Here is an 11,904-nt window from a genome sequence, read left to right as displayed (position 1 = left end):
CCCCCCGTTGGGCGCCGACTTCGTACCTCTTACGCCGTGACTTTGGACTATGAATACAATCATTCCATTCAATAAGCCCTACCTCTCCGGAAACGAAATGATTTACATCAAGGAAGCCGTGCTGTCGGGCAAAATTTCTGGTGATGGTATATTCACTAAGCGCTGCCACCAGTTCTTTGAGCAGCAGCTTGGCTTTCAGAAGGTTTTATTAACTACTTCTTGCACTGACGCGCTGGAAATGGCCGCTTTGCTACTCAATATCCAGCCCGGGGATGAGGTAATTATGCCTTCCTACACGTTCGTCTCGACGCCTAACGTCTTTGTGCTGCGCGGTGCTCACATTGTATTTGCAGACAGCACCGCTGACAATCCCAATTTGGATCCGGCTCAACTGGAGGCGCTGATTACCCCCCGTACTCGTGCTATTGTGCCCGTGCATTACGCCGGTATCGCCTGCGACATGGATTCTATTATGGCAATTGCCGAGCGGTATAGCCTCTTCGTGGTAGAAGACGCCGCCCAGGCCATCGACAGCTTCTATAAAGGGCAGGCACTGGGTACCATCGGGCATTTGGCTGCCTTCTCTTTCCACGAAACCAAGAATATTATTTCTGGTGAAGGCGGCATGCTAGCCATCAATGACGTGCGCTTTGCTGATCGGGCTGAAATTATTCGTGAGAAAGGTACCAACCGCTCATCCTTTTTTCGCGGTGAAGTTGATAAATATAGCTGGGTAGACCAAGGCTCTTCGTTTCTGCCCTCTGACATCATTGCGGCTTTCCTATGGGCGCAGCTTGAGAACATGGTCGATATACAGACGAAGCGTAAAGCGTTGTGGCAGCGCTACTTCATGGCGTTGACCCCACTGGTCCGAGTTGGCGTACAGTTGCCTCAGGTGCCTGACTATGCCACTACTAATGGCCATATGTTTTATCTGGTCTGCCGCAGCCTTGACGAACGCACGGCACTAATTGATCATCTCAAAGCCCAGGATATCAACCCCGTATTTCACTACCTGTCGCTGCATACTAGCCCATTCTACGCCGGGAAGCATGACGGCCGGGTATTGCCTTGGTCCGACCATTACACTAATTGCCTGATCAGGCTGCCGCTATACTATGAACTGAGCGAAGAGCAACAGGACCGCACTACGCAGGCCATTTTAGCATTCTATCAGCCGGCGATTATCTAGTTGATGCATTCTAGCTCATTTCTATTCGCGTAATCCTTCCGTTGTGGCCACTATTTCTTCGCCTGCTGACCCATTTCGCCCAACGCACCGCCTGACGCCTTACATAGTACCGGCGCAGTTACTGGCTGGCTTTCTACTGCGGCTGCTATTCGTTTGGGTTGGGGCGGCAGTATACTGCAGAAACAGCCCATGCATCAGCAACGATACGTACTCATTTACTCAGAGCTTTTGAGCCTGTGGGAATAACGACGTTTCCACTTCCAATTCCCTGAAGATGGAGGCTGCATGCGGCCGCTTGCCAGGGTTTTCAGGAGTATTCACTAGCTGATTTTGGGGGAGTGCGAGGTAGTTCAGTAAAAGCGGACGGCGTGCTAGGGCGTATGGTACCCCTGCATTAAATTCGTATATAGTACCTTTACTTAGCAAGATGTAGTTGTCTCGTGCTACGTTAAAGCTGGCTTATGCACATTCTGTTCCTAGTGCCGTATCCTCCCGGCAAAGCTCCTTCCCAACGTTTTCGATTCGAGCAATATCTTCAGTTCCTGACTGCGGAGGGGCACAATTACCAGTTGGAATCGTTTGTTTCCGAAGACACTTGGGTCATTCTTTACAAACCCGGTCACACCTTGCGTAAGGCTCTGGGTATTATTGGCGGTTTCCTGCGGCGGTTTCTGCTGCTGGCTGCCGTACCTCGTGCTGACTACGTTTTTATTCACCGGGAGGCTTCGCCTATCGGGCCGCCTATCTTCGAGTGGATGATTGCCAAGGTCTTTAGAAAGCGTATTATCTATGACTTTGATGATGCCATATGGATTCCTAACACTTCGGCAGCCAACAGCATTGTGGCCGGGGTAAAGTGGCACCATAAGGTGGGTAGTATCTGCCGTTGGGCTTACAAAGTGAGCTGCGGCAATACCTATCTACGCAACTATGCCCGGCAATTCAACGCCAATGCCGTGGTAAACCCTACTACCATTGATACAGAGCATCTGCATAACCAAGTGCGCAACCAGCAGCAACCTGGGCCGTTGGTAATTGGGTGGACGGGTACGCACTCGACTCTGAAATACCTAGAGCAGGTGGTGCCGGTTCTGGCCCGGTTGGAACATGAGTTCGAGTTTGAATTTCGGGTAATTTCCAATGAGCCTCCCCAACTGCCGTTGCGTAGCCTAGTATTTCAACCCTGGCGAAAGGAGACGGAAATAGCTGACCTGTTGGGTTTCCACGTTGGCCTGATGCCATTGGAAGATGATTTGTGGGCAAAAGGCAAATGCGCGTTCAAAGCCTTGCAGTACATGGCTTTGGGAGAGCCTGCTCTAGTGTCGCCGGTAGGAATGAATACGGAAGTGGTTGTAGATGGGTACAACGGCTACGTGTGCACTACGCCAGAGGAGTGGGAGCTAGCCTTACGCCGCCTGCTACAGACGCCTGCTCTGCGAACAGAGCTAGGTCAGAACGCCCGGCAAACCATAGTTGACCGTTACTCAGTGGTTGCTAATTGGCCCAATTTTCTGGGGCTATTCGCTTGAAGCCGGATAGGGCGCTTGAATTTACGGCGGCTCTCAGCAGCTTTGGCTTGTAACATATACAAGCCCGCCAAATAGAAAGGCATCAGCGGAATTTTATACCGTACCAGTGTACCGAAATTCCCACTATTAATGCCTACTCCAATTGCAAATACTATAGAAAACAAAAAGCTAAACAGTATTAATGGTGTGCTTGCAATTAGCCCCAAGCCTTTCAGCAGACCAGTTTTGTAGAGCAATGAAACAGTCAGCCAGATAAAAAGTGAGGCCTCTAATGCTGAAAGCAGCATTACAGGGTTGCGAACTTCGAATAAGAATGGCCGAAAAATAGAAACTACAATGGCCTGTGGTGCAACCTTTAGCATGGAAGAAGCACTACCATCAAACTCGCCTATACTATAGGCGGAACCATTGGCTGCAAAATTGGTCAGGTACTCTTGGTTGATCTTGGTACGTTCACCGATTTTTTCTACGTCGTACTTCTCATCGCCAGCGGTAAGCCCGGTAGCACCAAGGTAACCCGCCCCCGCTCCTAATAACAAGAAAAGTGGTTTCAAAGCCAAGCGCAAAGCTGCGGATTTGATGCGTTGGCTGTTCTCGTTAAACACCCACAGGAGAGCCGGAGGCATGAACGAAAGCAGGATGTATACTTTAACCGACATGAGAACATAAGCTCCCAAGGCGCCCAATGCTATGCCGGTCACTACATTCTTTTTGGCAATGAAGACATGGTAGAAGCCATAAAACGTCCAACCCAGCGCCCCAATACACAAGGAGTCTTTCATAAGGCCGGAGCCCCAGAAGAACACAGACGGCAGAAAGAAAACAGCAATGGCAAACTTCTTATAGGCAAGCGGATAAATGCGTAGAAATGTAACGTACATCGCCCACATGCCCGCAAAGCTGATGAAAGCAAAGCACAGCCCGATGACGGCATACGAGTTAAAGCAGAACAACGAACATATACTAGCTACTTTGACTACGAAATATTCTGTGGGGGCTTTATACCAATACATGCGGCCTGTATAGCGCAGCATGTCGCCGTCAGGAATTTCTGGTGCCTGTAACAGCCGGAGCCAGATGCTAAATGAATCTGACAGTGAACTGTGTACTGTACTTACGTGACTGAAATAATTGAACGTATCACCTCCACCGTAATAGAACTGGTATACAAGGCCCAGACCTATAGCTCCCAGAAACTTTACTGATAAGGCGGGGATAAAATACTTACGGGTGAGCGGATTGGTAAAGCGTTTACGTAGAGCAAATGCCAACCCATAAAACAGGCCCAGGTACAGAGGCGTCAGAAATAGGTCCTTCAGTTCCATGGCAATGTTGTGTTACTTCTTGGGCTTGGCTTTCAGGTAGGCTTTGGCTTCCTGATACTGCTCCGACTTTTTATCGGATTTGTCCAGTACCACAGCGTAGTGGCGTTGAGCGGCGGCCGCATCTTTCGCTTTATCGGCCAGGCGAGCTAAGCCCAGGTTGGCAAACACGTAAAAGCCATACTTGGTTTCTCCGTTCTGCTCAGCGAATACGATGCAGCGCTGGTAATACTCCTTGGCCTTCTTGGCATCCTTGTAGCGGGTCTGCATGAGGTAGCCCAGAAAGAAAGTGGCGTACCGGCCGCTATTTGCTTCGTAGCCGGGTAGGCCACGGTTAAGCTTGTCCAGAATATCCCGGCTTACTCGCTCACACTCGCGTAACTCGCCCTGCCGGAAGCAGATATTGGCGTAGATGCGTTGGAAGTATCCGTTGTCAGGGTAGGTGGTGGCCAGGTAACGCGCCAAGGGCATGGCCTGCTCGGGCTTGTCTTCCTCGTTCAGCAAAATCCGCATCAGGAAAACGCGCGCTTCCGGACCCACATAAAAGCCGTTGTCGGCCACGTTGCGCAGTTGTTGCAGGCCGAGCTGCTTATTGCCTTTCGGGAAAAACAGCAATACTGGCTTGAGCAAGGGGTAGTTATCAGGAATCCAGACGGCGTAATAGTTGAACAGTGCCTGCCCGAACAGAAACTCGGGGCTCAGACCGTTGGCCTCTTTGCTTTTGTCGAGATAATCGAGGGCGCGTTTGGCGCTGACGGTGGCCTTGCGCCAGTCGTGCCGCTCGGCGTGCAGGCGGCCGTCGAAGCCGTAGCCGGCGGCCAGGAAAAAACAGGCCTCGTAGTTTTTGCTATCCGCCTTGTACATGGCCTCCCCCTTGGCAATGGTGGTATCCATGTAGGCAAAAAACTGCTTGTCGTAGAGCGTGGTTTGAATGCCGGAAGGCATGATTTTCCACCACGTACTCAGCCCCAGCAGAAAATAGGGCATGGGGTGGTTGGGGTAGCGGCGGCGTAGGCTCCGGAACTGCCGCTCAGCCTTGTCATACTTAAAGTTGTAGAGGTTGAATACCGCCCCTTCTAGCTCCGTCTGAATGTCCTTGTCCAGCAGTAGCCAGCTTTTGGTATCAACGGCGGCGGGAGCTACATCTACGTTTTCCAGGCGCACCTGCTGTACCGTATCCGGTAGGGCAGGGGGGCGAGTAGTATCCGGCTGCTGCGCCCACGCTACCAGCGGTAGCCCAAGAATCAGCAATAGGATAAATTGAAAACGTGGAAGCATAGGTACACACTAATGGCGGTTTTACACACTGACTATGGCCTGCTCTACACCGCCCATTCAAGAGGCTAAAGTAGAACATTTGTCCTAGTTTTGGACAAATAATATACGCTATATGCAGCTTTTACAAGCACTTTGCCAGATTCATGCACCCTCCGGCAATGAAGCACCCCTGACAGAATACCTACTCCACTACATTCAGCAGCACCAGCAGCAGTGGCGCATTCAGCCAACCGTGCTGGCGGGGGGAGAGTTCCAGGATTGCATTATTCTAGTATTTGGAAAGCCGCGTACGGCCGTGTTTGCCCACCTCGATAGTATCGGATTTACGGTGCGCTACGGCCGGCAGTTGGTGCGTATTGGTGGGCCCGATGCGGCAACTGGGTGCGAATTGGTTGGCCGAGATGCGCAAGGGGACATTGCGTGTACATTAGTGGTAGACGAGAATACCAAAGCGCTCAGCTACGACTACCACCGGGAAATTGAGCGCGGAACGGAGCTGACCTTCCGCTGCGACTTTCGGGAAACGGCTACCACCGTGCAAAGCTGCTACCTGGATAACCGCCTGGGAGTGTGGAATGCCTTGGGCCTCTGCGAAACGCTGGAAAACGGGGTTGTGGTGTTTAGCTGCTGGGAAGAGCACGGCGGCGGCTCAGTAGCCTACCTGGCTAAGTACATCTACGAGCACTACGGCGTGCGGCAGGCCCTGATTTCGGATATTACCTGGGTGACTGAAGGAGTGCATCCGGGCCAGGGCGTGGTCATTTCTCTCCGCGACTCCCTGATTCCGCGCCGAAGCTACGTGGAGCGTATCCGGCGCATTGCCGAGGCCGCCAGCGTGCCCCACCAACTGGAGGTGGAAGGCAGCGGCGGCTCCGACGCGAAAGAACTGCAACATGGTGCCCAGCCCTGGGACTGGTGCTTCATTGGAGCCCCCGAAGACAATGTGCACACGCCCCACGAAATCGTGGATAAACGTGACATAGCAAGCATGCTAGCCTTGTACCAGGTGCTGATGCGCGAGTTGTAGGGAAAGGGAAATGAGCGGCGCGCAGAGCGGCTGGTTCTAGGGCTATTGCGGAATCAGCCGCTCCGCGTGTACTGGGTTAGAAGGAAACGGCTGGTTATTAGGGAATAAACTCTATTTTACTCGCCCAATCGTTCTTGTCTCTTCTAACCCTAACTCCCTGTTCCCACCGTTTATGACGAACATTCTCTACGTAGTGCCGGCCTTGGGTGTGCTGGCGTTGCTCTACACTTGGCTGCGCGCGGGCTGGGTGAGTCGGCAGGATGCCGGTGACGAGCGGATGCGCACAATTGCCGGCTACATTGCCGACGGGGCCATTGCCTTTCTGCGGGCCGAGTACAAGGTGCTGGCCATTTTTGGCCTGATAGCCAGTGCGTTTCTGTTCTACCTGGGCAGTACCGGCGAAAAATCCAGCCCAGTAATTGTGCTGGCGTTCCTGATTGGGGCGGTTTTTTCGGCGCTGGCGGGTTTTGTTGGGATGAAGATTGCCACCAAGGCCAACGTGCGTACAGCCCAGGCTGCCCGTACCTCCCTGAGCCGGGCCCTGAGCGTGTCGTTTTCGGGTGGCTCGGTAATGGGGATGGGCGTGGCTGGGCTGGCAGTATTGGGCCTGGGCTCGTTGTTTCTGGTGTTCTACCAGATGTTCGTAGTCAGCAGAAACGGTTCGGCCAACGGCATTGAAATGGAAACGGCCTTGGAGGTGCTCACTGGCTTTTCGCTGGGGGCCGAAAGCATTGCCCTGTTTGCCCGGGTAGGTGGTGGTATCTATACCAAAGCGGCGGATGTAGGGGCGGACCTAGTGGGCAAAGTAGAAGCCGGCATTCCCGAGGATGACCCCCGTAACCCCGCCACCATTGCCGACAACGTGGGTGATAACGTGGGCGACGTGGCCGGTATGGGTGCTGACCTGTTCGGCTCCTACGTAGCTACCATCCTGGCTACTATGGTGCTGGGAAGAGAAGTAGTAGCCCGCGGCGACCAGTTTCAGGGACTTTCGCCTATCCTTTTGCCCATGGCCATTGCGGGTATGGGCATTGTGGCCTCACTCATTGGCATTCTGTGCGTGCGAGTGAAGGAAGGGGGCAACGTGCAGAGCGCGCTCAACTTGGGCAACTACGTGTCGGTGCTGGTATCGGCGGCGGCTTCGTTCTTTATCATCCGCTGGATGCTGCCCACCGAGGACCTAACCATCCGGGGTATCACCTTCAGCTCCATGAACGTGTTTTATGCCGTGTTGGTGGGCTTGGTAGTTGGTACGCTCATGAGTATCATCACCGAGTATTACACGGCCATGGGCAAGCGGCCGGTGCTGAGTATTGTGCGCCAAAGTAGCACTGGCCACGCCACCACCGTTATTGGTGGGCTGGCTGTGGGCATGGAAAGCACCGTGCTGCCCATTATCGTGCTGGCGGCCGGCATCATCCTTAGCTTTGAGTGTGCCGGCCTGTACGGGGTAGCCATTGCGGCGGCCGGTATGATGGCAACTACGGCCATGCAGTTGGCCATTGATGCCTTCGGGCCTATTGCCGATAACGCCGGTGGTATTGCCGAAATGAGCGAGCTACCCAAGGAAGTGCGGGAGCGGACCGATATTCTGGATGCCGTGGGTAATACTACTGCTGCTACCGGCAAGGGGTTCGCCATTGCCTCTGCCGCCTTAACTTCCTTGGCCCTGTTTGCCGCCTTTATGGGTACCGCCAACATCAACGCCATTGATATCAGCAATGCCCGGGTGCTGGGCGGGCTGTTCGTGGGCGCCATGATTCCGTTTATCTTCTCGGCCCTGGCTATTGCGGCTGTGGGGCGGGCGGCCATGGCTATGGTGCAGGAGGTGCGCCGGCAGTTCCGCGAAATTCCGGGTATAATGGAGGGCACTGGCCGGCCGGAGTACGAGAAGTGCGTGGCTATTTCTACTCAGGCGGCCATTCGGGAGATGATGCTGCCCGGCGCCATTGCCCTCGTGGTGCCGGTACTGGTGGGCTTTGCCTTCGGGCCGGAAGTGCTGGGCGGTACCCTGGCCGGGGTAACCGTATCGGGGGTGCTGATGGCCATGTTCCAGAGCAACGCCGGCGGGGCCTGGGACAACGCCAAGAAGTCGTTTGAGAAAGGGGTGCAGATTGACGGCGAAACCCACTACAAAGGCTCGGAGGCCCACAAAGCTTCTGTTACGGGCGACACGGTAGGGGACCCGTTCAAGGATACTTCCGGCCCCAGCATGAATATCCTCATCAAGCTCATGAGTATTGTATCCTTGGTTATTGCGCCCCACATTGCCGCCCCCGAGCGGGGCGTGGCCCAGCATCCAGCCCCGCAGTGGCAGCGCAAAACCGAGGAGGCCGTACGCCCCAAAGTCAAATATGCCGATGTAACCCAGCGGGCCACCCACGCAGTACAAGTGCTGCTGGGTAAATGAGTTAGTAGTTATCAGTTGTTCGTTGACAGTTGATAGATGGACGCCTTCAGGGATGCAGAACAAGTAGTGAACAACGAACAACTGACACCTAGCAACTACCAACTGAAGAAGCCGCTTCCTACCCGGGAGGCGGCTTTTTTCTGCTACCTTTGCCCGCCCGCTCACCCACGGCCTAACCCCAAACGGATGAACCCGGACCATATTTCGCTGCACAACAAACAGTTTGAACCTTACTTGTCAGCTGCGGAGCTTCAGGCCGCCATCAAACAGGTAGCCACGCAACTCAACCAGGAGTACACCGGCCAGCCGGTGATATTTGTAGTGGTGCTGAACGGCTCCTTTATGTTTGCCGCCGATTTGCTCAAGGAAGTAAACCTGCCGTGTGAAGTCTGCTTTATTCGGGTGGCTTCTTACCAGGGTACCAATAGCACTGGTGAGGTAAAAGAAGTACTCGGCCTTACGGAAGACTTGCGGGGCCGCCACGTGGTAATTGTGGAGGATATTGTGGACACCGGCCACACCATGCGCATGCTGCTCGATACGCTGGGCAGCCAGCAGCCCGCTTCCCTGGAAGTTGCCACGCTGTTTTTGAAGCCCGAGTGCCTGCAGCAGGAATTGTCGCTCCGCTACGTGGGCCTGAGCATTCCCAATGACTTTATTGTGGGCTACGGCCTTGATTTTGACGGGCTGGGCCGTAATTACCCCAATGTGTACAAGGCAGTTTAGTCCTGGCTCCCGGCTATAATTCGCTGGTTCGCGTAAAGGCTTTCCCATTCCTTGCTTATCTTTCCCAAACCCACCTGTTTCCCCTTCCTCGCGTAACTCCCCGCTACTCATGCTGAATCTCGTGCTCTTCGGCCCGCCCGGCGCCGGCAAAGGAACGCAAAGCCAGAAGCTTATTGCCCGCTACAATCTGGTGCATCTTTCCACCGGCGACCTACTGCGCGCCCAGATTTCGCAGGGTACCGAGCTGGGCCTGCGTGCCAAGCAACTCATGGATGAAGGCCTGTTGGTGCCCGATGAAGTGGTAATTGGCATGATTGGCTCGGCACTGAAAGACAACAAACAGGCCTCCGGCTTCATTTTCGATGGGTTCCCGCGTACTGTGCCACAGGCCGAAAGTCTCGATCAGCTACTGGCCGAGCATGAAACCAAGGTGTCGTGCATGGTGGCCTTGGAAGTAGCCGAAGAAGAGCTGGTGAAGCGCCTGCTGGAACGGGGCAAAACCTCCGGCCGCCCCGATGACCAGGACGAGACCAAAATTCGTAAGCGCGTAACGGTGTACAACACCGAAACGGCCCAGGTAGCCGGCTACTACGCCAGCCAGCAGAAATTTCACGCCCTGAACGGTATTGGAGCCATTGAAGACATCTTTGGGCAGATCTGCACTATTCTGGACGAGCACCAGCCTGCTACCACGGAAGGAAGCCGCCAAGCAACCGACGAAGTAAAAGCGTAACTTTGCCGCTGCTACCCGCCTGGGTAGTGGCAGAACCATCTGTCATCCTGAGCACAGCGAAGGACCTTCTCCCGTCAGCACGAAATTCGTCTGCTGTAGACAAGGTCCTTCGCTGTGCTCAGGATGACAGTCGTTTTTACGCATCCTGATTAAAAATTAAGACCGTCCCCATTCTTAATTTTTAATTCTCAATTTTTAATTGAAACAAAGTGGCTTCCAATAATTTTATCGACTACGTCAAAATCAATTGCCGCTCGGGTAAGGGTGGGGCGGGTTCGCACCACTTTTTCCGGGCCAAGGGCCTGCCCAACGGCGGTCCAGATGGTGGCGACGGTGGCCGGGGCGGCCACATTATCTTGGAGGGCAGCTCCCAGCTCTGGACGCTGCTGCACCTGCAGTACCAGAAACACCTGATTGCCCAGGCCGGCGAAAACGGCGGCGAAAACCTGCGCTCCGGCAAACAGGGCGAGGATATCATCATTCAGGTGCCTCTGGGTACCGTGGCCCGCGACGCGGAAACGGGCGAAAAAAAGCTAGAAATTACCGAAGACGGGCAGCGCCTGATCCTCACGCCCGGCGGGCGGGGCGGCCTCGGCAACGACCATTTTAAGTCCGCTACCAACCAAGCCCCGCAATACGCCCAACCTGGCGAGCCGGGCATTGATGAGTGGGTGATTCTGGAGTTGAAGCTGCTGGCCGATGTGGGCTTGGTAGGCTTGCCCAACGCTGGCAAAAGCACGCTGCTCTCGGTAGTATCGGCGGCTAAACCCAAAATTGCCGACTACGCCTTTACCACCCTCACGCCTAACCTGGGCGTAGTGGCCTACCGCGACTACAAATCCTTCGTGATGGCCGATATTCCAGGTATCATTGAGGGCGCGGCTGAAGGTAAAGGACTGGGCACCCGCTTCCTGCGCCACATCGAGCGGAACTCCATCCTGCTATTCATGATCAGCTGCGACTCGCCCGACATCAATGCCGAGTACGGTGTGTTGCTCAACGAGTTGGAGCAGTTCAACCCCGAGCTATTGGAGAAGCGCCGCCTGCTGGCCGTCACCAAATCCGACATGCTGGACGAGGAGCTGGAAGAAGAAATCCGCACGTCGCTGCCCACGGACTTACCGACAGTGTTCATTTCCAGCCTCACCAACAAGAATATCCAGAAGCTGAAGGACCTGATTTGGGAGGCGTTGCACGCGCAGGCGTAGTAGTGGTACGTAACTAGGTTTATAGCTGAGATGCACTCATACTGAAGCATCTTGGTTGTAGATAAGCTGAGTAAGTCGCACGTCGCCGGGTTTTTCTGACCAACCTAAGATTAGCGCTTCGATGCGGGAGCCTGTGGCTGGGTATTGATCCGGATGGCTAAGTGGGTGAAATGGTTCTGCAGATGGTTCTGCCTGGGTATAAGGCATATGAATTATTTCCAGCAGGGCGTTTACGTCGGGAAACTCATCAACCTGCACGAAAACGCCGAAACGCGCCACATGTACAATTATGCCGTGTATGGTGGTGCCGAATGGAAATCTTTGAGCTAGTTCATTCCATTGCGTTTGCGAAAAAGAGAGAGGCATATAGCAAGATGGTAAGTCGGCTGCCAAGATATTACCACGGTCATGAATGAACCAACGGTAGCTCGTTTATAGTTTTCCGTGTCAAACTGACAGCCGCCGTGCCTTTGGCAAAC

The 11,904-nt window shown here is 54.2% G+C and carries 10 protein-coding genes; 7 read left to right on the top strand and 3 right to left on the bottom strand.

From position 1 onward, the window contains the following. Positions 1-49: 49 nt before the first annotated feature. On the top strand, positions 50-1,192 hold the full coding sequence (gene rffA, locus ABIB60_RS11195; RefSeq protein ID WP_354579921.1) for a dTDP-4-amino-4,6-dideoxygalactose transaminase: 1,143 nt from the start codon (positions 50-52) through the stop codon (positions 1,190-1,192). A gap of 626 nt (positions 1,193-1,818) precedes the next feature. Beyond that, entirely contained in the window at positions 1,819-2,721 is a 903-nt protein-coding gene (locus ABIB60_RS11190) for a glycosyltransferase family 4 protein (RefSeq protein WP_354579919.1), read from the top strand. On the opposite strand, the gene ABIB60_RS11185 is transcribed toward ABIB60_RS11190, so the two are convergent. Continuing rightward, positions 2,673-4,046, bottom strand: coding sequence for a hypothetical protein (locus tag ABIB60_RS11185; protein WP_354579917.1), 1,374 nt, complete (start codon positions 4,044-4,046; stop codon positions 2,673-2,675). The two genes, ABIB60_RS11190 and ABIB60_RS11185, sit on opposite strands and share 49 nt — an antisense overlap. A 12-nt stretch (positions 4,047-4,058) precedes the next feature. Then, complete coding sequence (locus ABIB60_RS11180; protein ID WP_354579915.1) at positions 4,059-5,321, bottom strand: tol-pal system protein YbgF; 1,263 nt, start codon at positions 5,319-5,321, stop codon at positions 4,059-4,061. A 112-nt stretch (positions 5,322-5,433) separates the two neighbouring features. Between ABIB60_RS11180 and ABIB60_RS11175 the strand changes: the two genes are divergently transcribed. The 5 genes from ABIB60_RS11175 to obgE all read left to right on the top strand — a co-directional run bounded on the left by ABIB60_RS11175 (position 5,434) and on the right by obgE (position 11,425). Further along, complete coding sequence (locus tag ABIB60_RS11175) at positions 5,434-6,348, top strand: M20/M25/M40 family metallo-hydrolase (RefSeq protein ID WP_354579913.1); 915 nt, start codon at positions 5,434-5,436, stop codon at positions 6,346-6,348. Between the two features lie 172 nt (positions 6,349-6,520). Further along, positions 6,521-8,758 carry a sodium-translocating pyrophosphatase gene (locus tag ABIB60_RS11170; protein ID WP_354579911.1) on the top strand — a complete coding sequence of 746 codons (2,238 nt, stop codon included), beginning with the start codon at positions 6,521-6,523 and terminating at the stop codon, positions 8,756-8,758. 186 nt (positions 8,759-8,944) lie between these two features. Beyond that, entirely contained in the window at positions 8,945-9,484 is a 540-nt protein-coding gene (hpt, locus tag ABIB60_RS11165) for a hypoxanthine phosphoribosyltransferase (RefSeq protein WP_354579909.1), read from the top strand. Positions 9,485-9,593: 109 nt separating this feature from the next. Continuing rightward, on the top strand, positions 9,594-10,217 hold the full coding sequence (locus tag ABIB60_RS11160; RefSeq protein ID WP_354579907.1) for an adenylate kinase: 624 nt from the start codon (positions 9,594-9,596) through the stop codon (positions 10,215-10,217). Positions 10,218-10,426: 209 nt separating this feature from the next. Next, positions 10,427-11,425, top strand: a complete 999-nt coding sequence (gene obgE / locus ABIB60_RS11155; RefSeq protein WP_354579905.1) for a GTPase ObgE — start codon at positions 10,427-10,429, stop codon at positions 11,423-11,425. Between the two features lie 36 nt (positions 11,426-11,461). On the opposite strand, the gene ABIB60_RS11150 is transcribed toward obgE, so the two are convergent. Beyond that, entirely contained in the window at positions 11,462-11,791 is a 330-nt protein-coding gene (locus ABIB60_RS11150; protein WP_354579903.1) for a hypothetical protein, read from the bottom strand. Between the last annotated feature and the right edge of the window lie 113 nt (positions 11,792-11,904).

This window comes from Hymenobacter sp. UYP22 (assembly GCF_040547285.1).
Lineage (GTDB): Bacteria > Bacteroidota > Bacteroidia > Cytophagales > Hymenobacteraceae > Hymenobacter.
The sequence above is the reverse complement of the archived record's forward strand: the minus strand, read 5'-3'. Positions and strand labels throughout refer to the sequence as shown.

Excerpts from the sequence above, each read along its gene's own strand:
- ABIB60_RS11160 (WP_354579907.1), top strand. The coding sequence starts at position 9,594 with ATGCTGAATCTCGTGCTCTTCGGCCCGCCCGGCGCCGGCAAAGGAACG.
- ABIB60_RS11170 (WP_354579911.1), top strand. The coding sequence starts at position 6,521 with ATGACGAACATTCTCTACGTAGTGCCGGCCTTGGGTGTGCTGGCGTTG.
- rffA (WP_354579921.1), top strand. The coding sequence starts at position 50 with ATGAATACAATCATTCCATTCAATAAGCCCTACCTCTCCGGAAACGAA.
- ABIB60_RS11185 (WP_354579917.1), bottom strand. The coding sequence starts at position 4,046 with ATGGAACTGAAGGACCTATTTCTGACGCCTCTGTACCTGGGCCTGTTT.
- ABIB60_RS11180 (WP_354579915.1), bottom strand. The coding sequence starts at position 5,321 with ATGCTTCCACGTTTTCAATTTATCCTATTGCTGATTCTTGGGCTACCG.
- hpt (WP_354579909.1), top strand. The coding sequence starts at position 8,945 with ATGAACCCGGACCATATTTCGCTGCACAACAAACAGTTTGAACCTTAC.
- ABIB60_RS11175 (WP_354579913.1), top strand. The coding sequence starts at position 5,434 with ATGCAGCTTTTACAAGCACTTTGCCAGATTCATGCACCCTCCGGCAAT.
- ABIB60_RS11150 (WP_354579903.1), bottom strand. The coding sequence starts at position 11,791 with ATGCCTCTCTCTTTTTCGCAAACGCAATGGAATGAACTAGCTCAAAGA.